General features: G+C 70.6%; 19 protein-coding genes. 10 read left to right on the top strand and 9 right to left on the bottom strand.

The genetic code is table 11. From position 1 onward, the window contains the following. The first annotated feature begins 1 nt into the window (after position 1). A complete protein-coding gene (locus tag I2501_RS34775) occupies positions 2-1,180 on the top strand; it encodes an ROK family protein (RefSeq protein ID WP_196198164.1) in 1,179 nt (392 codons plus the stop codon). A gap of 47 nt (positions 1,181-1,227) precedes the next feature. Here the strand turns inward: I2501_RS34775 and I2501_RS34780 are convergent, their stop codons facing one another. The 6 genes from I2501_RS34780 to I2501_RS34805 all read right to left on the bottom strand — a co-directional run bounded on the left by I2501_RS34780 (position 1,228) and on the right by I2501_RS34805 (position 5,982). After that, positions 1,228-2,358 carry a DUF475 domain-containing protein gene (locus tag I2501_RS34780; RefSeq protein ID WP_196198165.1) on the bottom strand — a complete coding sequence of 377 codons (1,131 nt, stop codon included), beginning with the start codon at positions 2,356-2,358 and terminating at the stop codon, positions 1,228-1,230. A gap of 96 nt (positions 2,359-2,454) precedes the next feature. Beyond that, entirely contained in the window at positions 2,455-3,033 is a 579-nt protein-coding gene (locus I2501_RS34785; RefSeq protein ID WP_196198166.1) for a TerD family protein, read from the bottom strand. A 20-nt stretch (positions 3,034-3,053) separates the two neighbouring features. After that, complete coding sequence (locus tag I2501_RS34790) at positions 3,054-3,629, bottom strand: TerD family protein (RefSeq protein WP_196198167.1); 576 nt, start codon at positions 3,627-3,629, stop codon at positions 3,054-3,056. Between the two features lie 166 nt (positions 3,630-3,795). After that, positions 3,796-4,254: a peroxiredoxin gene (locus tag I2501_RS34795; protein ID WP_196198168.1), complete on the bottom strand. Its 459-nt coding sequence runs from the start codon at positions 4,252-4,254 to the stop codon at positions 3,796-3,798. 219 nt (positions 4,255-4,473) lie between these two features. Next, positions 4,474-5,358, bottom strand: a complete 885-nt coding sequence (locus I2501_RS34800; RefSeq protein ID WP_196198169.1) for a hypothetical protein — start codon at positions 5,356-5,358, stop codon at positions 4,474-4,476. Positions 5,359-5,535: 177 nt separating this feature from the next. Then, entirely contained in the window at positions 5,536-5,982 is a 447-nt protein-coding gene (locus I2501_RS34805; RefSeq protein ID WP_196198170.1) for a DUF3052 domain-containing protein, read from the bottom strand. Between the two features lie 562 nt (positions 5,983-6,544). Between I2501_RS34805 and aceE the strand changes: the two genes are divergently transcribed. The 3 genes from aceE (at position 6,545) to I2501_RS34820 (ending at position 11,658) form a co-directional block, all read left to right on the top strand. Next, positions 6,545-9,295 carry a pyruvate dehydrogenase (acetyl-transferring), homodimeric type gene (gene aceE / locus I2501_RS34810; RefSeq protein WP_196198171.1) on the top strand — a complete coding sequence of 917 codons (2,751 nt, stop codon included), beginning with the start codon at positions 6,545-6,547 and terminating at the stop codon, positions 9,293-9,295. Positions 9,296-9,459: 164 nt separating this feature from the next. After that, positions 9,460-10,212, top strand: coding sequence for a G1 family glutamic endopeptidase (locus tag I2501_RS34815; protein WP_196198172.1), 753 nt, complete (start codon positions 9,460-9,462; stop codon positions 10,210-10,212). Positions 10,213-10,530: 318 nt separating this feature from the next. Further along, positions 10,531-11,658: an alpha/beta hydrolase gene (locus tag I2501_RS34820; protein WP_196198173.1), complete on the top strand. Its 1,128-nt coding sequence runs from the start codon at positions 10,531-10,533 to the stop codon at positions 11,656-11,658. Between the two features lie 160 nt (positions 11,659-11,818). Here the strand turns inward: I2501_RS34820 and I2501_RS34825 are convergent, their stop codons facing one another. Next, positions 11,819-12,847: an aldo/keto reductase gene (locus I2501_RS34825; RefSeq protein ID WP_196198174.1), complete on the bottom strand. Its 1,029-nt coding sequence runs from the start codon at positions 12,845-12,847 to the stop codon at positions 11,819-11,821. Then, positions 12,844-13,245, bottom strand: a complete 402-nt coding sequence (locus I2501_RS34830) for a MerR family transcriptional regulator (protein ID WP_196198175.1) — start codon at positions 13,243-13,245, stop codon at positions 12,844-12,846. Before I2501_RS34830 ends, I2501_RS34825 begins: the two co-directional genes overlap by 4 nt. Before the next feature lie 118 nt (positions 13,246-13,363). On the opposite strand from I2501_RS34830, the gene I2501_RS34835 reads away from it, so the two are divergent. Next, entirely contained in the window at positions 13,364-14,194 is an 831-nt protein-coding gene (locus I2501_RS34835) for a serine hydrolase domain-containing protein (RefSeq protein ID WP_196198197.1), read from the top strand. 8 nt (positions 14,195-14,202) lie between these two features. On the opposite strand, the gene I2501_RS34840 is transcribed toward I2501_RS34835, so the two are convergent. Next, positions 14,203-14,946, bottom strand: coding sequence for a pirin family protein (locus tag I2501_RS34840; RefSeq protein ID WP_196198176.1), 744 nt, complete (start codon positions 14,944-14,946; stop codon positions 14,203-14,205). 298 nt (positions 14,947-15,244) lie between these two features. Here I2501_RS34840 and I2501_RS34845 point away from each other — a divergent pair, with 298 nt between their 5' ends. The 5 genes from I2501_RS34845 to fabF all read left to right on the top strand — a co-directional run bounded on the left by I2501_RS34845 (position 15,245) and on the right by fabF (position 20,144). Next, entirely contained in the window at positions 15,245-16,366 is a 1,122-nt protein-coding gene (locus tag I2501_RS34845; RefSeq protein ID WP_196198198.1) for a PucR family transcriptional regulator, read from the top strand. A 103-nt stretch (positions 16,367-16,469) separates the two neighbouring features. Continuing rightward, positions 16,470-17,417 carry an ACP S-malonyltransferase gene (locus I2501_RS34850; RefSeq protein WP_196198177.1) on the top strand — a complete coding sequence of 316 codons (948 nt, stop codon included), beginning with the start codon at positions 16,470-16,472 and terminating at the stop codon, positions 17,415-17,417. After that, entirely contained in the window at positions 17,414-18,466 is a 1,053-nt protein-coding gene (locus I2501_RS34855; protein ID WP_196198178.1) for a beta-ketoacyl-ACP synthase III, read from the top strand. The genes I2501_RS34850 and I2501_RS34855 overlap by 4 nt, the downstream gene beginning before the upstream one ends. A 38-nt stretch (positions 18,467-18,504) precedes the next feature. Further along, on the top strand, positions 18,505-18,753 hold the full coding sequence (locus tag I2501_RS34860) for an acyl carrier protein (RefSeq protein ID WP_196198179.1): 249 nt from the start codon (positions 18,505-18,507) through the stop codon (positions 18,751-18,753). A gap of 128 nt (positions 18,754-18,881) precedes the next feature. Then, complete coding sequence (fabF, locus tag I2501_RS34865) at positions 18,882-20,144, top strand: beta-ketoacyl-ACP synthase II (RefSeq protein WP_196198180.1); 1,263 nt, start codon at positions 18,882-18,884, stop codon at positions 20,142-20,144. The last annotated feature ends 155 nt before the right edge of the window (positions 20,145-20,299 follow it).

Raw genomic sequence — 20,299 nt, forward strand, 5'->3', positions numbered from 1 at the left:
CATGATTGCCAAACCGGCGACCTCCGCCACGCTCCGGGAGATCAACCTCCGCACCGTATTCGACGTCATCCGTGCGCAGGCTCCCATCTCCCGGGCGGAGGTGGCCCGGGTCACCGGGATCTCCAAGCCGACCGTCTCCGCCCTGCTCCAGGACCTGCTCGACCTGGGGCTCGTCGCCGAGTCCGGTGGCGCCGACCGCCAGGAGCTGGGTCCCACCTACGGCGCGCTCTTCTTCGCCCCGCGCCCGGAGGCGGCGCACGTGCTGGCGCTCGACGTCGGCGCGCGCCATCTGCGCGGCGCGGTGGCCAACCTGGAGGGCGAGGTCCTGGCCCGCGCGGACGTCGAGGTGGCCGGGCAGGACGCGCCGCAGATCGTCGCGACGGCGGCGTCGTTGATGACCACCGTCGCCGACGCCGCCGGCATCCCCGCGAGCAGCCTCCAGCACGCCGCGGTGGGCGTCCCCGGCGTCGTGGACCTCAAGGAGGGCCGCATCTGGCAGGCCCTGAACGTCCCTGCCCTGGACGGCTATCCGGCACAGAAGGCGTTCACCGAGGCGCTCGGCGGGATGCCGGTCACGCTGGAGAACGACATCCACCTGGCCGCGCTCGGCGAGCGCCAGTCAGGATGCGGCGCGGACGTGGACAACTTCTGCTTCCTGTCCGTGGGGACCGGCGTCGGCGCGGGCCTGGTGCTGCGCGGCGAGTTGCACCGCGGCTTCGCGGGAGCGGCAGGCGAGTTGGACTGCGTCTTCGACGAGTCCGAGATCGAGTCCAACGACCCCTGCGCGGCGGAGATCCTGCGCCACGCGGAGACGCTCTTCCCGGCCGGGGCCGCGCCCGCCTCCACGGAGGAGCTCTTCTCCCTGGCCCGCGCCGGGGACGCCCACGCGGTGGCGGCGGTCGACGAGGAGGCCCGCCGGATCGCGGGCTACCTGGCGCCGGTCGCGGCGGTCGTCGACGTCGAACTCGCCGTCCTCGGCGGCGGTATCGGGCTCAACGGCGACCTGCTCCTGGACCGCGTCGCGGCCCGCCTGGCCCGCCGCGTGCCGTACCCGCCGCGGGTGGAGGTCTCCGCGCTCGGCCACGCCGCGGTGCTGACGGGCGCTGTCGCGCTGGCGACGCACGAGGCGCTGGAGCAGATCCTGGCCGCACGCTTCCACGCCACCCACCGCAGACCGTAGGGCGCCCGCCTTCGGGATTCGGGGGCCCTACAGCGTCCTGCCGGGGCCTACAGCCGTGCCGTGTGCGCGGGCGCGGACAGCTCGGCGTCCTCTCCGTCCCCGTCGCCCTCACGGCGGTTGCGCGCCATCGAGCTGAGCAGGGCGAGGCCGATGAACGCGACGCCGATCAGGCCGGTGACAACCTCGGGGATCGTGTACTTGATGGAGACCATCAGGATCACCGCCAGCGCGCCGATCGCGTAGTGCGCGCCGTGCTCCAGGTAGACGTAGTCGTCGAGCGTGCCCTGGCGGACCAGGTAGACGGTCAGCGACCGGATGTACATCGCGCCGATGCCGAGGCCCAGCGTGATCTGGAAGATGTCCTGGCTGATCGCGAACGCGCCCACCACGCCGTCGAACGAGAACGACGCGTCCAGGACCTCCAGGTACAGGAAGAGGAAGAACGCCGCCTTACCGGCGACCAGCAGCACCGGCTTCCCGGACCGGTCGGTCGCCTCCGCGCCCTCGTCCGCCTCGTCCTCGTCCTCGTCGGCCTCGCCCGCGCTCTCGAAGAGGTTGGACAGGCCGCTGACCGCCAGGTACGACACCAGACCGGCGACGCCCGCCAGCAGCACGGTCTCCGACTCCGCGCCCGCGAAGAACCGTGCGGACAGCATGAGCACGACCAGGGCGACGATCACCGACAGCTGGTCCAGCTTGCCGATGCGCTCCAACCCGCGCTCCAGCGGGCCGAGCCAGCGGATCTCCTTCTCGCCGAAGACGAAGTCGAGGAAGATCATCAGCAGGAACGTTCCGCCGAAGGCGGCGATCGCCGGGTGGGCGGCGTCGAGATGCTGCGCGTAGGTGAGGCCGTTGTACGTCTTTGACGAGTCCAGCGCCAGTGAGACCACGGTCTGCGGCCCGATGTGCGCGGTCAGCGCGACCACCAGCAGCGGGAAGACCAGGCGCATGCCGAAGACGGCGATCAGCACGCCCACCGTCAGGAAGATCCGCTGCCAGAACGGGGTCATCCGCTTCAGCACCGTGGCGTTGATCACCGCGTTGTCGAAGGAGAGCGAGATCTCCAGGATCGACAGGATCAGGACGACGCCGAACCCGTTCGCCCCCCATAGGTACGCGGCGGCGGCGAGACCGAGCAACGTGATCCCGAAAGACCAACGGAAGGTGCGGAGGAACACGTGTCCCAACCTTTCACGTCCGGACGAGCGAAGGGCGGGCGGGTACCTCACCCGTACCGGTGAACGCCCGCCCGCCCCTCAGCTCATGACTTCTTCTTACGAAACGTTCACCCCGAAGTCTAGAGCGATCCCGCGCAGTCCGGACGCGTATCCCTGGCCAACCGCGCGGAACTTCCACTCACCCTGGTAGCGGTAGAGCTCCCCGAAGATCATCGCGGTCTCCCCCGAGGCGTCCTCGGAGAGGTCGTACCGCGCCAGCTCGCCGCCGTCGGCCTGGTTGACCACGCGGATGAACGCGTTGCGCACCTGGCCGAAGCTCTGCAGGCGACTGTCGGCGTCGTAGATCGAGACCGGGAAGACAATCTTGTCGACCTGGGCCGGGACCAGCGCCAGGTTGACCTTGATCACCTCGTCGTCCTCCGCGCCGGTGCCGCCCACGAGCTCGTCGCCCATGTGCTCCACCGAACCGTCAGGGCTCTTGAGGTTGTTGTAGAAGACGAAGTACTCGTCGCCGAGCACGCGTCCCCCCGCGCACAACATCGCACTGGCGTCCAGGTCGAAGGCGGCCCCCGTGGTCGCCCGCGCCTGCCAGCCCAGTCCGATCTGCACGGCCGTCAGATTCGGTGCCGCCTTGGACAGCGAGACGTTGCCGCCCTTGGCCAGACTGACGCCCATATCGTGTTCCCGCCCCTCGATCAGACGTTGACGCCGTAGTCCTGGGCGATGCCCCGCAGGCCGGAGGCGTAACCCTGGCCGATGGCACGGAACTTCCACTCGGCGCCGCTGCGGTAGAGCTCGCCGAAGACCATCGCGGTCTCGGTCGAGGCGTCCTCGGAGAGGTCGTAACGGGCGATCTCCCCGCCGCCGTTCTGGTTCACCACGCGGATGTACGCGTTGCGAACCTGGCCGAAGTTCTGCTGGCGGTTCTCGGCGTCGTAGATGGAGACGGGGAAGACGATCTTCTCGATGCCCGCCGGCACGGTCGTGAGGTTGACCTTGACGATCTCGTCGTCACCCTCGCCCTCACCGGTCAGGTTGTCGCCGGTGTGCTCCACCGAACCGTCCTGGCTCTTGAGGTTGTTGTAGAAGACGAAGTCCTTGTCGGAGGCGACCTTGCCGCTCGGCGCGAGCAGCAGGGCGCTGGCGTCGAGGTCGAAGTCGGCTCCCGTGGTGGTGCGGACGTCCCACCCGAGCGCGACGAGGACGGCGGTCAGACCGGGCGCTTCCTTGGTGAGCGAGACATTGCCACCCTTGCTGAGGCTGACACCCACGAGTCCTCCAGGAGTTCAGGGGACATGCCGTGTCCCCGTTGGTGCGGTTGCGGTCACTTGACAAGCCAACGGCTCGATCGTAGTGGCGGGTTCCCGCCTGGCGCAGCCGCAGCGCACCAACGGTTACGACAACGTCGCAGTCCCCTCGCCCCCGGGAGGGAGGGGCTCAGATCGCCTGCAGCGCCTTCAGGTACTCCTGCTGGTCACGCGCGTCCGGCAGGCCGTTGACGACGGTCCAGCGGACCACGCCCTCCTTGTCGATGACGAAGGTGCCGCGCACCGCGCAGCCCTTCTCCTCGTCGAAGACGCCGTAGGCACGGGAGACCTCGCCGTGCGGCCAGAAGTCCGAGAGCAGCGGGAACTCCAGGCCCTCCTTGTCGGCAAAGACACGCAACGTGGGCGCCGCGTCGTTGGAGACGGCGAGGATCTGCACGTCGTCGTTCTGGAACGACGGCAGCTCGCGCTCCAGGCTGCAGAGCTCGCCGGTGCAGACACCGGTGAAGGCGAACGGGTAGAACACCAGCACAACGTTCTTCTCACCACGGAAGTCGGAGAGCTTGACCGCCTCGCCGTGCTGGTTCTTGAGCTCGAACTCGGGAGCCTTGGAACCGACCTCGATTGCCATGCGAAAAACCCCTCATCGTCGTGGGCCGTGCCGGTGACAATCCTGCCACGTGCCTACCGGCACTTTTGCTGCCGCAGGTGGTTGCACTATCAGGGGCGCGGGGAACTGCGCGACAAGCCACCCTGTGAGGTAGAGCCCCGAACGCGCAGGGCCATCCGCACAGGTTGGTTACTCGCGCAGTTCCCCGCGCCCCTGAGGTGAGTGCAACGTCCCCATTGCCTACTTGAACCCCGGCAACCGGCTCAGCACGCTCACCGCGCTGACCGCCCGGCGGAGCAGCGCTCCGCCCGGCAGGTTGGGGACCTGGTCGACCAGCGGGCCCAACGCGAGAAGCCCGCCCACTCGGCGGAGCCGGATCTCGCCCTTGGCGATCATCGTCGGCAGCGAGCCCGAGCTCACCAGCAGGTGCTCCGCCGCGCCCTCCACCCCCGGAACGTCGTCCTCGGCCGTACGCGGCCGCGTACGCCACCCGTCGGCGTCCGCAGTGAAAACCCACCCGACGCCCCGCACGGAGCCCTCGTCGGACCCCCCGCCGGAGCCTTCCGGCTCCCACAGCCCCGCCGTGGACGGCAGCCGCTGCCGCCACGCGAGCGCGCCGACGACGTCGACCATCGCCGCGAGTCCCGCGTCGGCCAGCGCGCGGGGGATCTCCGCGCCCGCGCAGGCCTGGGCCAGCTCGTGGCCCATCGCGTGGATCTGCGTCAGCACCGGCAGCGGGCCCAGCGGGGAGTCGACCAGTCTGCGGCCCAGCTCCGGGACCGGCAGGACCTCGTCGAGCGCGGCGGCGACCCGCTCCCGGCCCTCGGCGAGCGCCGCGAGGACCTCGTCCCGGGTCGGGTCGAAGGGCTTGGGCCGCCTGGGGGTGGGCGTCTCGCCGTGCGCAGCCGCCATCAGCGCGCCGAGGACGGGGCGTCCCGGCCAGGAGCCCAGCGCGGCGAAGGCACGCAGATCGCCCTCGCCGGCGTCGGCGAGGGTCAGGACCGCGTCCCAGCCGCCCAGGATCCGGGCACGGAGGGTCTCCGGCGACTCCTCGGCGACCCCACGCGGCCCGTGCAGGTGCGGCGCGTGCGGGGTGGGGCCGGAGGCGGACTGATCATCTGCCATGTCGCCATTCTGCCGCCGGGCGCTTCCGACCTGCGCGCCGACCACCCACCGCGTCGCCGCGCGTTTCGCCCACAGCGCAAAACAAGAGGGCCCGGACGGAGCATGCTCCATCCGGGCCCCGGACGTCCTCGCGCCTCAGTGGCCGAGCCTGATCAGCAGCGCCTCAAGGGCGCGCGCTCAGCGCTTGCCAGCCTTGGCCGCCTTGGGCGTGGCCAGCCGGACGGCCGACCACTCCTTGCTCACCGCGGCGGTGCTGGTCTGCGAGAGACCCGCCGTCTGCGCGGCGTCCGCGATGTCGTGGGCCTCGACGTGGCCGTCGCGCCCGGTCTTCGGAGTCAGCAGCCAGATGAGGCCGCCCTCCACCAGGTACTCCTGGGCATCGACGAGGGAGTCGGTGAGATCTCCGTCCTCGGTGTCCTCGCGGAACCACATCAGCACGACGTCGGCGACGTCGTCGTAGTCCTCGTCGACGAGCTCGGTGCCGGTGATCTCCTCAACGGCCTCACGAAGCTCCTGGTCGACGTCGCTGTCGTAACCGAGCTCCTGGACCACCTGTCCGGTCTCAAGACCCAACCGACGAGCCGGGTTGGTCTTGTCCTCCGCGGGGTCCGCGGTCGCGCTCACGGGTATTGCCTCCTATAGCCGACCCTGTCTCCTGGTACCAGGGCTGTGGCCGTAGTCCACACGGGCGGGGCGCGGAGCGCAAGTACCCGGCCGCCGATCAGGCCCTGGCTGCGGTGCGTCGCGGCGCGACACGCCGTCGGGGGTGACACAGATCACTCCCATTTGCCCCAGTATCACCGGCAAACAGCATTCCGCGCAGCGGATTGCCGTTCCACTTACCCGCTGTAGGCGATGCTCACTCATCGTAGTACCCAGGAACACGCTGCGTAGGTGAATTCGTCTCACCCTTCGACCGTGTGACCGAGCACTCGTTGACCCGGCGTAGAGTCTCTCTTTGGCCCTCCCCAGCCTGCCCACTCCACACCGTTGTGGGGAAGGTCGGGCCACCTCGTCGTTGCCACCGCGATTAGGACGAGTACCGGGACGAAATGCCCCCAAGGGATCACTCCCCCAATGGGCGCGAAACGGTTACTCATGGGTAGAGATGACGTTTTCTCCCCCTGCGGTCCACGATGGAGGCGGCGCGACACACCTCCAGAACGACCGACAGTGAAGGAACAGCGTGGCTTCCGGATCCGATCGCAACCCGATCATCATTGGCGGCCTGCCCAGTCAGGTCCCGGACTTCGATCCCGAGGAGACCAGCGAGTGGCTGGACTCCCTTGACGCCGCCATCGACGAGCGGGGCCGTGAGCGCGCCCGCTACCTCATGCTGCGGCTGATCGAGCGCGCCCGCGAGAAGCGTGTCGCCGTGCCGGAGATGCGTAGCACGGACTACGTCAACACCATCGCCACCAAGGACGAGCCGTTCTTCCCCGGCAACGAGGAGATCGAGCGCAAGGTCCTCAACGCGACCCGTTGGAACGCCGCGGTGATGGTCTCCCGCGCGCAGCGCCCGGGCATCGGGGTCGGCGGTCACATCGCCACCTTCGCCTCGTCGGCCTCGCTGTACGACGTGGGCTTCAACTACTTCTTCAAGGGCAAGGACGCCGACGGCGCCTCCGGGGACCAGATCTACTTCCAGGGCCACGCCTCCCCGGGCATCTACGCCCGTGCCTACCTGCTGGACCGCCTCTCCGAGCAGCAGCTCGACAGCTTCCGCCAGGAGCACTCGGGCGCGCCGTACGGCCTGTCCAGCTACCCGCACCCGCGCAACATGCCGGACTTCTGGGAGTTCCCGACCGTGTCCATGGGCCTCGGCCCGCTGGGCGCGATCTACCAGGCCCGGATGAACCGCTACCTGCTGAACCACGGCATCAAGGACACCACCGACTCCCGCGTCTGGGCCTTCCTGGGCGACGGTGAGATGGACGAGGTCGAGTCGCTGGGCCAGCTGTCCATCGCCGCGCGTGAGGGCCTGGACAACCTGACCTTTGTGGTCAACTGCAACCTGCAGCGCCTCGACGGCCCGGTCCGCGGCAACGGCAAGATCATCCAGGAGCTGGAGTCGATCTTCCGCGGCAACGGCTGGAACGTGATCAAGCTCATCTGGGACCGCTCCTGGGACCCGCTGCTGGGCCAGGACCGCGACGGCGTGCTGGTCAACAAGATGAACACCACGCCCGACGGCCAGTTCCAGACCTACGCCACCGAGTCCGGCGCGTACATCCGCGAGCACTTCTTCGGCGGCGACCTGCGTCTGCGCTCGATGGTCGAGGGCATGACGGACGAGCAGATCCAGCACCTGGGCCGCGGCGGCCACGACCACAAGAAGGTCTACGCCGCGTTCAAGGCCGCGACCGAGCACAAGGGCCAGCCGACCGTCATCCTGGCCCAGACCGTCAAGGGCTGGACGCTCGGCCCGAACTTCGAGGGCCGCAACGCGACCCACCAGATGAAGAAGCTCACGGTCGAGGACCTCAAGCGCTTCCGTGACCGGCTGCACCTGCCGATCACCGACAAGCAGCTGGACGAGGGCTACCCGCCCTACTACCACCCGGGCAAGGACTCGGAGGAGATCCAGTACATGCACGACCGCCGCGCCGAGCTGGGCGGCTACATGCCGACCCGCAAGGTCCGGCCGCGCAAGCTGGAGCTCCCCGGCGACGACGCCTACAAGGTCCTCAAGAAGGGCTCCGGCCAGCAGTCGATCGCCACGACGATGGCCTTCGTGCGCCTGCTCAAGGACCTGATGCGAGACAAGAACATCGGCAAGCGCTTCGTCACCATCGCGCCGGACGAGTACCGCACCTTCGGCATGGACTCGCTCTTCCCGTCGGCGAAGATCTACGACCCGATGGGGCAGCAGTACGAGTCGGTCGACCGCGACCTGCTGCTGGCGTACAAGACGTCCCCGCAGGGCCAGATGATCCAGGACGGCATCACCGAGGCCGGGTCCACCGCCTCGCTGATCGCCGCGGGTTCGTCCTACGCCACCCACGGCGAGCCGCTGATCCCGGTCTACGTCTTCTACTCGATGTTCGGGTTCCAGCGGACGGGTGACCAGTTCTGGCAGATGGCCGACCAGCTGGCGCGCGGCTTCGTGCTCGGCGCCACCGCCGGCCGCACCACGCTGACCGGTGAGGGCCTGCAGCACGCCGACGGTCACAGCCAGCTGCTGGCCTCGACCAACCCGGCCGTCGTCTCCTACGACCCGGCCTACGGCTACGAGATCGCCCACATCGTGCAGGACGGTCTGCGCCGCATGTACGGCAGCAGCGAGCAGCACCCGCACGGCGAGGACGTCTTCTACTACCTCACCGTCTACAACGAGCCGATCCAGATGCCGGCCGAGCCGGACAACGTGGACGTCGAGGGCATCCTCAAGGGCGTCCACAAGCTGTCGGCCGGTCAGGCGGGCCAGATCCCGGCGCAGATCCTCGCCTCCGGCGTTTCGGTGCCGTGGGCGCTGGAGGCCCAGAAGATCCTCGCCGAGGACTGGAACGTCAAGGCCGACGTCTGGTCGGTGACCTCCTGGAACGAGCTGCGTCGCGACGCGGTCGAGGTCGAGGAGTTCAACCTGCTCAACCCGGACGAGGAGCAGCGCTACCCGTACGTGCAGCGCAAGCTCTCCGGCGCGGAGGGCCCGTTCGTGGCCGTCTCCGACTGGATGCGCGCGGTGCCGGACCAGATCGCGCGCTGGGTGCCGGGCCAGTACCAGTCGCTGGGCGCCGACGGCTTCGGCTTCGCCGACACCCGTGGTGCGGCGCGCCGCTACTTCCACATCGACGCCCAGTCGATCGTGCTGGGCGTGCTGACCGAGCTGGCCAAGCAGGGCAAGGTCGACCGCACCGCGCTGAAGGCGGCCATCGACCGCTACCAGCTGCTCGACGTGAAGGCCGCCCACCCGGGCGCCGCAGGCGGCGACGCCTGAGGGTAGCCCTCGGCAACTGAACACCCGGAGCGGGATCCTGACGTAGCGTCAGGGTCCCGCTCCGCTTTTCTGTGGATTCGGGCGAAGCACTCCCCCGCGTGGTGACACTCCTCTACTTTGGCGTGGCGCCGACAACAGTCGGCGTCCCGTGCGAGAGGAGCACCATGCGAACGATCCGTCGCACCACCGCTCTGTCCGCAGCCCTGCTGGCGGTTCTCGCGTCCGCCGGCCCCGCGGTGGCGACCGTTGCACCCGCCGTCGCCCCCGCGCTCGCCAACAGCACCGCGCACAACCTGCACGTCCACCTCCGCAACGCCTCCAGCTCCAACTGGTCCGGCTACGCGGCCACCGGAGGCCCCTTCACCTCCATCTCGGCCAGCTGGGTCGAGCCGAGCGGCAAGTGCGGCAGCGCCACCAGCTACTCCAGCTTCTGGGTCGGCATCGACGGCGACGGCAGCAACAGCGTCGAGCAGACCGGCTCCGAGGTGGACTGCTCGGGCGGTTCGCCGCAGTACTACTCCTGGTACGAGATGTACCCGGCGTACCCGGTGAACTTCAGCAACGCCGTACGGCCGGGTGACCACTTCACCGGCTCGGTGACGTACCTCGGCTCCGGCAAATTCACGATGAAGCTGAGCGACACCACGGCGGGCTGGAGCCGCTCGGTGACCAAGTCCTACTCCCCGGCCAAGCGCTACTCGGTCGAGGTGATCGCCGAGGCCCCGTCCAGCTCCACCGGAGTGTTGCCGCTGGCGAACTTCGGCACGGTGAACTTCACCGACGCGCTGGCCGACGGCAAGGCGCTGAGCACCTACAGCCCAACGGTGATCAACATGGTCTCCGGCTCGACGACGAAGGCGTCCACCTCCGCACTCTCCGGCGGCGAGAGCTTCTCGGTCACCTGGAAGCACAGCTGATCGAGAGTGGTCAGCAGGTAGCCACCGAGCAACAACAGGGGGTGACGCCGATGGCGTCGCCCCCTCAGCCTTTCGTGAACGGCTCGTAAGAATCAGCGCCGAAAGCCCGGTGATTGACGGCCATTGTGATGGTTGTCCCAGTTTCCTCTTGCCTCGTACGGCGTACGCAGGCACGTGGTGCCCGTATGGTTGCGCAGAGCGTCTCGCATCGCGGGCACCCCCGCCGCACCACGCGAGCGCTGTGAGTGAGCATCCGCAAGACCTCCGGGCCGCCGACGGCCCGTCGGACGGTCGACGGCAGCCCGAGGAGACACCTGCATGCGGTTCAAGCGCACCCTGGTGGCGGCACTGGTCTCGGTCACCTGTCTTGCCGGAACCGGCGCGGCCGCCGCAGGCGCGGCCGTCTCGGACGAGCAGTTGGCCGTCACCACCCCGCCCGCGGGCAGCGCGGCCTGGGTCCAGGACCACTCCTTCGGCGTCCGCCTCCCCGACCCGGCCACCGCGAGCGCGACCGACGTCGCCACGCTCTTCGGCGGCCTCTCCGCCGCGCAGCAGCAGCGGCTGGTCGCCGCGTACCCGCTGGTCGTCGGCAACCTCGACGGCGCACCGCTGGCGCTGCGCTACCAGGCCAACCGGGTCGCCATGCGGGCCGAGCTGGACAGCCTCACGGCCCAGGACGTCAAGGACGCGACGACCACCGGCCAGATCGCCATGCTGACCCAGCTGCTCCAGCCCGGCCACCAGGTGCTCGCCTTCGACCCGCGCAGCCGCGGTCTGGTCGCCGAGGTCTTCGGCGACCTGGCCACGGCCGAGAAGGTCTCCGTCTACGTCCCCGGCTCGGACATGGACCTGTCCCACTTCTCCCAGGCCGAGCAGGCGGTCCAGAACCTCCGCTCCGAGGAGGCCCGGGTCTCCCCCGGCACCACCACGGCGGCCATAGCGTGGTCCGACTACGTCACCCCGGTCGGCCTCGGCGCCGACGCCGCGACCTCCCGCCTCGCCGAGGCCGGCGCCCCGCGCCTCACCCGCCTGCTGGCGGGCCTCGCGGTGACGACGGAGTCGTCCACGCCGCCGAGCCTCTTCTGCCACTCCTACGGCTCGGTCCTGTGCGGCAACGCGTCCCCGTCGATCCAGTCGGCCGACGGCGTGACGGACATGGTCGTCCTCGGCAGCCCCGGCATGGACGTCGACAACGCCGCGGCGCTGGGCGACGGCGTGCGCCTCTGGGCCACCACCCGCAACCCCGACGACTGGATCGGCAACGTCCCCTACGTCGAGGTCGGCGGCCTCGGCCACGGCGCGGACCCGACCAGCGCGTCCTTCGGCAGCCATGTCATCGCCTCGACCGGCGCGGTAGGCCACGAGGGCTACTTCACCGACGGGACGACGAGCCTCCGCAACTTCGCCGACATCGCCCTCGGCGACTACGGCGACGTGACCGGCTGACACTTTCGACGCGGGGACGTTGCACTACCCCAAGGGGCGCGGGGAACTGCGCGACAAGCCACCCGATGAGGTAGAGCCCCGAACGCGCAGGGCCATCCCTCGTCAGTGGTTTCTCGCGCAGTTCCCCGCGCCCCAGGACGTTTGCAACGTCCCAGCGATGTCAGCTGGAGATGCTGCGCATGTCCGCGTAGCGGTCCCCCGCGACCTGGGCGCCGATCGGCTCCAGCTCCGCCAGCTCCTCCGACGTCAGAACCAGAGAAGCAGCCGCGACGTTCTCCTCCAGGCGGCTCCGCCGCCGCGTCCCGGGGATCGGGATCACCGGCAGGCCGTGCACCTGCGCACGCTGCTCGACCCAGGCCAGGGCCACCTGGCCCGCCGTCGCGCCGCGCTCCGCGGCGATCTTGTGGACCGGGGCCAGCAGCGCAGCGTTGTGCGCGGCGTTGTCGCCGGTGAAGCGCGGCTGGTAGTGCCGGAAGTCGCCCGCCGCCAGCTCGCCGGCGTTGCTGAAGGACCCCGTCAGGAATCCGCGGCCGAGCGGCGAGTACGCCACCAGCGCCACACCCAGCTCCGCCGCCGCCGGGACGGCCGTGCGCTCGATGTCCCGTGAGAAGAGCGACCACTCGGACTGCAGCGCGGCGATCGGGTGGACCGCGTACGCCTCGCGCAGCTCCGCGCCGCTGACCTCGGACAGGCCCAGGTGGCGGACCTTGCCCGCGGCGACCAGCTCGGCCATCGCGCCGACCGACTCGGCCAGCGGGACGTCCGGGTTGCGCCGGTGCATGTAGTACAGGTCGATGTGGTCCACACCCAGCCGGCGCAGGCTCGCGTCGACGGCCTGGCGGATGTACGCGGCGTCGTTGCGGACGGCCCGGTAGGTCGGGTCGTCCTCGCGGCGCTCGATGGCGAACTTGGTCGCCAGCAGCACCTCGTCGCGGTGGGCCTGGACGAACGGGCCGACCAGTTCCTCGTTGCGGCCGAAGCCGTACATGTCGGCCGTGTCGAAGAGGGTGACGCCGAGCTCCAGCGCGCGCTCCAGCGTGGCGCGGGACTCCTCGGCCCCGGTGTCGCCGAACTGGTCGCTGTAGAAGTCGCTCATCCCCATGCAACCGAGGCCCTGGACGCTCACCTGCGGGCCGTGCGCACCGAGCGTCGTCGTCGGCATGCTGGAGTCTGTCGGGTTGGTGGTCATGTGCAGTCCTGCCTCTCCCCGTACAAGTCGATCTTGTAGTCGAGCACCAGAAGGTTCGCCTGCAGGTCGCGGATCCGTACGAGCACCTCTTCGCGGTGCTCGATCAGCAGCTCCCGGCGCGCGGCCTCGGTTCCGGCGCCTGCGCGGACGAGTTCCGCGTAGCGCAGCATCCCGGCGACCGGCATGCCGGTGGCGCGCAGGTTGCCGAGGAAGGCGAGCCAGCCGAGGTCCGCGTCGCAGAAGCGGCGCTGGCCGTGGTGGGAGCGGGCCGGGTGGTCCAGCAGACCGATCCGCTCGTACCAGCGCAGCGTATGGGCGCTCAGGCCGGTCCGCTCGACGACCTCGCCGATGGTGTACCGAGGCAGCAACTCCGGTGTCATCGCGGTTGCTTCCGACATCCGCGCCCCCTTCCGATCCTTCGGCCACGACGCTACTTACCTAGAGTGCACTCCAAGCAAGCAGGTACGCCCCCGACACGGCCCCGCGGAACCTGCTCATAGACTCCAGCCCATGAGCCTGGACAGCCTGCGCATCGTCGAACAGTGGCCCGTCACCACCGCCGCGGCCGTCGTGGTCCGCCGCGACGGCAGCATCGCCGGGAGCCACGGGCCCCAGCAGCACCCGTTCAGGCTGGCCTCGGTGACCAAGCCGCTGAGCGCCTACGCCGCCCTGGTCGCGGTCGAGGAGGGCGCGCTGGAGCTGGACGACCCGGCGGGCCCGGAGGGGTCGACCGTGCGGCACCTGCTCGCCCACACGTCCGGTCTGGCCTTCGACGAGCACAAGGCCATGGCCGCGCCCGGCACCCGCCGGCTCTACTCCAACGCCGGATTCGACGTGCTGGCCGAGGTCGTCGCCAAGGCGACCGGCATGCCGTTCCCGCAGTACGCCGCCGAGGCGGTCTTCACGCCGCTCGGCATGACCGGGACCTGGCTGGACGCCACGAGCAAGAGCCCGGCCGGCGCGGGCGGCGTCTCCACCGCGGCCGACCTGGCCCGCTTCGCCGCCGAGCTGCAGGCGCCGCGCGTGCTGCACCCGGAGACGCTGGCCGAGGCGACCCGGGTCGCCTTCCCCGGCCTCAACGGCGTGCTGCCCGGCTACGGCCACCAGAAGCCGAACGACTGGGGTCTCGGCTTCGACATCCGCGACCACAAGTCCCCGCACTGGACCGGCCTCACCAGCTCGCCCGCGACCTTCGGCCACTTCGGCCAGTCCGGCACGTTCCTCTGGGTCGACCCGGAGGCGGGCGCGGCCTGCGTCACGCTGACCGACCGCGACTTCGGCCCGTGGGCCGCCGAGGTCTGGACGCCGTTCACCGACGCGGTGCTGGAGGAGCTCAGGGAACACTGACGCCGGACTCAGCCGTAGGAGACCGGCGACTCCATCGCCCAGACCAGCAGCTCAGCGCCGTCGGGTCCGGCGGTGAGGTCGACCGGTGCGTCGCCCTCGGTGATCCGCAGCGCGTCCCCCGCGGCCAGCTCCCGTCCGCGTCCGCGCGGGCCACCGCGCTCGCGGAAGCCGACGCCGCCCCGGGCGAGATGCGCGTACACGTACGCGGCGGGCGGCAGTTCGGGCAGCGGGCCGTACGGCTGGGCGCGCAGCAGGTGGAGCGTCGCGTCCTCGCGGCGCAGCAGGCCGGGCGGGGTGAGCAGGACGTGCTCGGCCTCCGGGTCGACCGGGTCGGCGAGGACGTACGCGGGCTCGGTCCCGAAGCTGCCCGGCTGGAGCCAGAACTGCAGGAACCGCACCGGCTCCGCTCCACCTTCCACCGTGCCCTCGCTGTGGCTGACGCCGCCGCCCGCGCTCAGGTACTGCAGCTGCCCGGGCCGGACCAGGGACCGGTGGCCCTGTCCCGCGCCGCCGCCGTCAGCGTGCTGAAGCGCGCCCTCCAGCACCCAGGTGAGGATCTCGGTGTCCCGGTGCTTGTGCGGCCCGAAGCCCGCGCCGGCGTCCAGGCTCTCCTCGTTGCAGGCGAGCAGCGCGCCGAAGCTGGTGTTGGCCGGGTCGTAGTGCCCGGAGAACGAGAACGCGTGTGCGGTCGCGATCCCCGGCTCCGGCGCGGAGCGGTACCGGTGCCCGGCGCGGTGGATCCTCAGCGGCATAGGCCCACTCTATGCAGAGGGCCCTTGTGACCCGCACCACGCATCCAGGGGTACCCGGGTTGCGCAAAAGCCGCCGGGCATGGTGCAGGCTTGAGACGTGCCAGCCCCTGCCGCCAAGAAGTCCGAGAACCAGCCCTCCGACGCGTCGGAGAAGGCCCCCGCGAGCGCCAAAGCGAAGGCCGGCGACGCCGCGCGCCGCGGCTCGACCCGCGGGACCGCCTTCGAGCGCCGCACCGTCACCGCGACGCACGACCAGCACGCCGCGACGCTGCGCAACCTGGAGCGCGCCGCCGGGAAGATGGCCACCGCCGCCATCGCCCGGATGGACGAGAACCTCTCCTGGTACCGGAACATGCCGCCCGAGCACCGCTCGTGGATCGGCTTGGTCGCCCAGGCCGGTATCGCCGCGTTCACCGAGTGGTTCCGGTTCCCCGACGCGCCGCAGGCGATCAGCACGGACGTCTTCGGCACCGCGCCCCGCGAGCTGACCCGCGCGGTGACGCTGCGTCAGACCGTGGAGATGATCCGGACCACCATCGAGGTGGTCGAGGAGGCCATCGACGAGGTCGCCGCCCCCGGCGCTGAGGACGCGCTGCGCGAGGCCGTGCTGGTCTACGCCCGCGAGATCGCCTTCGCCACCGCCCAGGTCTACGCCCAGGCCGCCGAGGCGCGCGGCGCCTGGGACGCGCGGCTTGAGGCGCTGGTCGTCAACTCGCTGCTGTCCGGCGACGCCGACGAGGGCGTGCTCTCCCGGGCCGCCGCGCTCGGCTGGGGCTCGCCGGACCGGGTCATGGTGGTCATGGGCAGCGCCCCGGCCGGGGACAGCGAGCTGGTGGTCGAGGCGATCCGCCGCGCCGCCCGGCACGCCAAGCTGCACGTGCTGACCGGTGTGCTCGGGGCACGCCTGGTCGTGGTGGTCGGCGAGAAGAAGCCCCGCAGCGGCGAGCGGCTGTGGGACCCGGTGGTCGCCGCGCGCTCGCTGATCGGGCAGTTCGCGGACGGCCCGGTGGTGATCGGCCCGACCGTCTCCGACCTGCTCTCCGCAACCCGTTCCGCCCAGGCCGCCGCGGCGGGCCTGCGCGCCTGCTCCGCCTGGCCCGACGCGCCGCGTCCGGTGCTGGCCGACGACCTGCTGCCGGAGCGTGCCCTCGCGGGCGACCAGCAGGCCCGCCGTCAGCTGGTGGAGGAGATCTACGCCCCGCTGGACGAGGCCGGCTCGGCGCTGCTGGATACCCTGTCCGTCTATCTGGAACAGGCGTCCTCACTCGAGGGCGCGGCCAGAATGCTGTTCGTGCACCCCAACACGGTTCGCTACCGCCTACGCCGTGTGACCGACGTCACGGGCTACGCGCCCTCCGACGTGCGCTCCGCTTTCACCCTGCGGATCGCCCTTGCCCTGGGCCGACTCCAACAGTCATGACCTGGGAGGATGCACGGCTGTAGGGAATCCACAACTCGGTGGGTGGTTCTTGGTCGCGGTCCTCACCCGCGTCGCACCGGCCGGACAAGAGAAGGTTGATGACGTGCTCGTACTCGTTGCTCCCGGACAAGGCGCCCAGTCGCCAGGATTCCTCGCGCCCTGGCTGGAGGTACCCGGCGTCGCCGACCGCCTCGGCCGCTGGTCGGAGGTCGCCGGCCTGGACCTGGTGCACGCCGGGACCGAGGCGTCCGAGGAGGAGATCAAGGACACCGCCGTCGCCCAGCCGCTGCTGGTCGCCGCGGGCCTGGTGACCGCCGCCGCGCTGTTCGACGGGGACCACGAGACGCTCTCCCGCAAGGTCGGCGCCGTCGCCGGGCACAGCGTCGGTGAGATCACCGCCGCCGTCGCCGCCGACGTGCTGAGCCCGGAGGACGGCCTGGCCTTCGTCCGCGAGCGCAGCCTGGGCATGGCCGAGGCTGCCGCCGCGACCGCGACCGGCATGATCGCCGTCCTCGGCGGCGACCCGGAGGAGGTGGCCGCGAAGCTGGCCGCCCACGGCGTCACCGCGGCCAACAACAACGGCGGCGGCCAGATCGTCGCCGCGGGCACGCTGGAGCAGCTGGAGGCGCTCAAGGACGACGCCCCGGCCAAGGCCCGGCTGATCCCGCTCAAGGTCGCCGGCGCCTTCCACACCGAGCACATGGCCCCCGGCGTGGCACGGCTGGAGAAGCTCGCGCCGACGCTGACGGTGGCCGACCCGACGATCGCCTACGTCTCCAACCGGGACGGCGAGGTCGTCGGCTCCGGCGCCGAGGTGCTCTCCCGTCTGGTCTCGCAGGTCTCCAACCCGGTCCGCTGGGACCTGTGCATGGAGACCCTGGCGCAGCTCGGCGCCACCGCGGTGATCGAGCTCTCGCCCGCCGGAACCCTCACCAACCTGGTCAAGCGCAACGTCAAGGGTGTCGCGACGCTGGCCCTGAAGACACCGGCCGACCTCGACAAGGCCCTCGCGCTCGTGGCCGAGCACGGAGCCGGGGAGCAGAACGCATGACAGCGCAGAGCGACACCTCGCAGACCCCGCAGATCAAGCCGGTGACCGGCGCGCAGTTCTCCCGCATCCACGGCGTCGGCGGCTACCGTCCGACCCGGGTGATCCCCAACTCCGAGGTCCTCAACTGGATCGAGTCCTCGGACGAGTGGATCCGCACCCGCAGCGGCATCACCGAGCGCCGCTGGGCCGGTCCGGAGGAGTCCGTCGCCGAGATGTCGGTCCAGGCCGCCAGCAAGGCGATCGCCATGGCCGGGATCAGCCCGGACCAGGTCGGCGGCGTCATCGTCGCCACCGTCTCGCACCTCAAGCAGACCCCGGCCATCGCCACCGAGATCGCCGACCGGCTGGGCTGCGGCACCGCGCCCGCCTTCGACATCTCCGCCGCCTGCGCCGGCTTCGGCTACGGCCTCTCGCTGGCCGACGGAATGGTCCGCGGCGGCAGCGCCGAGTACGTGGTCGTGATCGGCGTCGAGCGCCTGTCCGACCTCACCGACATCCACGACCGCTCCACCGCCTTCATCTTCGGCGACGGCGCGGGCGCGGCCGTGGTCGGCCCGTCGGACACCCCCGGCATCGGCAAGGTTGTCTGGGGCTCGGACGGTTCGCAGGCCGACGTGATCAGCCAGACCGCGGCCTGGGACACCGCGTTCGCCAAGCCGGACGCCGTCAACGGCGCCGGTGACGAGGCCAAGTGGCCGGCCCTGCGCATGGAGGGCCAGACGGTCTTCCGCTGGGCCGTCTGGGACATGGCCAAGGCCGCCCAACAGGCCCTGGACGCCGCAGGGATCACCGCCGACCAGCTCGGCGCGTTCATCCCCCACCAGGCCAACATGCGGATCATCGATGCGATGATCAAGGCGCTGAAGCTGCCCGAGTCGGTTCCGGTGGCCCGCGACATCGCGGAGACCGGCAACACCTCGGCCGCCTCCATCCCGCTGGCCATGGAGCGCATGCTCCAGTCCGGCGAAGCCAAGAGCGGAGACCTGGCCCTGATCATCGGGTTCGGGGCGGGTCTCGTCTACGCGGCAGCAGTCGTTACTCTCCCGTAAGCACCACCTCCAGAAACACCATCACGAAGGAGCCTTCAATGGCCACCCAGGAAGAGATCCTCGAAGGTCTCGCGGAGATCGTCAACGAGATCGCCGGGATCCCGACCGAGGATGTTCAGCTCGACAAGTCGTTCACCGACGACCTGGACGTCGACTCGCTCTCCATGGTCGAGGTCGTCGTCGCGGCCGAGGAGCGCTTCGACGTCAAGATCCCGGACGACGAGGTCAAGAACCTGAAGACCGTCGGCGACGCGGTGAAGTACATCCTCGACAACGCCAACGCCTGAGCATTCCCGCTCACTTGGGGGGTGCCGCCGCAGGCGGCGGCACCCTTCGCCTTTCCCGGGCCGAATGCCTTTCCCGGGCGCATTGTCCGGGGTGAACCACCCGAACTTCCCTTCCAGGAGTCAGAGCAGTGACCAGCGACAGCCGCACCGTGGTCGTCACCGGGATCGGCGCCTTCACGCCGCTCGGCGCCGACGCCGCGTCCACCTGGGAGGGCCTCGTGGCGGGCCGTTCCGGCGTGTCCCTCATCGAGGACGAGTGGGCCGCCGACCTGCCGGTCCGCATCGCCGCCCGCACCGCCGTCGACCCGGGCGAGGTGCTGCCGCGCCCGCTGGCCCGCAAGCTGGACCGCTCGGCCCAGTTCGCCATCATCGCCGCGCGTGAGGCGTGGGCCGACGCCGGCTTCACCACCTCGGCCGTCGAGGAGGGTTCGCCGATCGAGCCCGAGCGCCTCGGCGCGGTCGTGGCCTCCGGCATCGGCGGCGTGACCACCCTGCTCGACCAGTACGACGTGCTCAAGGAGAAGGGCGTCCGCCGCGTCTCCCCGCACACCGTGCCGATGCTGATGCCGAACAGCCCCGCCGCCAACGTCGGCCTGGAGGTCGGCGCCCGCGCGGGCGTGCACACCCCCGTCAGCGCCTGCGCGTCCGGCGCGGAGGCCATCGGCTACGCGATCGAGATGATCCGCACCGGCCGTGCCGACGTCGTCGTCGCGGGCGGCACGGAGGCGGCGATCCACCCGCTGCCGATCGCGGCCTTCGCCAACATGATGGCGATGTCCAAGAACAACGAGCACCCGCAGCAGGCCTCCCGCCCCTACGACAAGGCCCGTGACGGCTTCGTCCTCGGCGAGGGCGCCGGTGTCGTGGTGCTGGAGTCCGCCGAGCACGCCGCCAAGCGGGGCGCCCGCGTCTACTGCGAGGCGATCGGGCAGGGCCTCTCCTCCGACGCCCACCACATCGCGCAGCCGGAGCCGACGGGCGCGGGCGTGGCCCGTGCGATCAGCCACCTGCTGGAGCAGAACGAGCTGGACCCGGCCGAGATCGTCCACGTCAACGCCCACGCCACCTCCACCCCGCAGGGCGACACCGCCGAGGTCAAGGCGCTGCGCCGGGTCCTGGGCGACCACCTGGACCACATCGCCGTCTCGGCGACCAAGTCGATGACCGGTCACCTGCTGGGCGGCGCGGGCGGTATCGAGACCGTCGCCACCGTCCTGGCACTGCACCACCGCACGGCCCCGCCGACCATCAACGTCGACGACCTGGACCCGGAGATCGACGCCGACATCGTCACCGAGGCCCGCGCCCTGCCCGAGGGCCGGATCGCCGCGCTGAACAACTCGTTCGGCTTCGGCGGCCACAACGTGGTGCTGGCCTTCCGCACGATCTGACACGCTCCAGCGGTTTCACCGGCACGCACACGACGGCCCGAGTCGACCAGAACCAACGCCGCCGTCGCGGCACCGGGCTCATCGCCCTCGACCCGGACGTCGCCTTCCCCGGCTTCACCCTCTTCGCCCCGTTGACCGGCGGCGGCGAGGTGCAC

Origin of the sequence: Streptacidiphilus fuscans, from assembly GCF_015690355.1 — a bacterium.
GTDB classification, from domain to species: domain Bacteria; phylum Actinomycetota; class Actinomycetes; order Streptomycetales; family Streptomycetaceae; genus Streptacidiphilus; species Streptacidiphilus fuscans.

Coding starts and splice junctions, on each gene's coding strand:
- I2501_RS34795 (WP_196198168.1), bottom strand. CDS start 4,254: ATGGCAATCGAGGTCGGTTCCAAGGCTCCCGAGTTCGAGCTCAAGAAC.
- I2501_RS34820 (WP_196198173.1), top strand. CDS start 10,531: ATGCGGTTCAAGCGCACCCTGGTGGCGGCACTGGTCTCGGTCACCTGT.
- I2501_RS34800 (WP_196198169.1), bottom strand. CDS start 5,358: ATGGCAGATGATCAGTCCGCCTCCGGCCCCACCCCGCACGCGCCGCAC.
- I2501_RS34855 (WP_196198178.1), top strand. CDS start 17,414: ATGACAGCGCAGAGCGACACCTCGCAGACCCCGCAGATCAAGCCGGTG.
- I2501_RS34775 (WP_196198164.1), top strand. CDS start 2: ATGATTGCCAAACCGGCGACCTCCGCCACGCTCCGGGAGATCAACCTC.
- I2501_RS34845 (WP_196198198.1), top strand. CDS start 15,245: ATGGCCACCGCCGCCATCGCCCGGATGGACGAGAACCTCTCCTGGTAC.
- I2501_RS34860 (WP_196198179.1), top strand. CDS start 18,505: ATGGCCACCCAGGAAGAGATCCTCGAAGGTCTCGCGGAGATCGTCAAC.
- I2501_RS34785 (WP_196198166.1), bottom strand. CDS start 3,033: ATGGGCGTCAGTCTGGCCAAGGGCGGCAACGTCTCGCTGTCCAAGGCG.
- I2501_RS34830 (WP_196198175.1), bottom strand. CDS start 13,245: ATGTCGGAAGCAACCGCGATGACACCGGAGTTGCTGCCTCGGTACACC.
- I2501_RS34815 (WP_196198172.1), top strand. CDS start 9,460: ATGCGAACGATCCGTCGCACCACCGCTCTGTCCGCAGCCCTGCTGGCG.
- I2501_RS34840 (WP_196198176.1), bottom strand. CDS start 14,946: ATGCCGCTGAGGATCCACCGCGCCGGGCACCGGTACCGCTCCGCGCCG.
- I2501_RS34825 (WP_196198174.1), bottom strand. CDS start 12,847: ATGACCACCAACCCGACAGACTCCAGCATGCCGACGACGACGCTCGGT.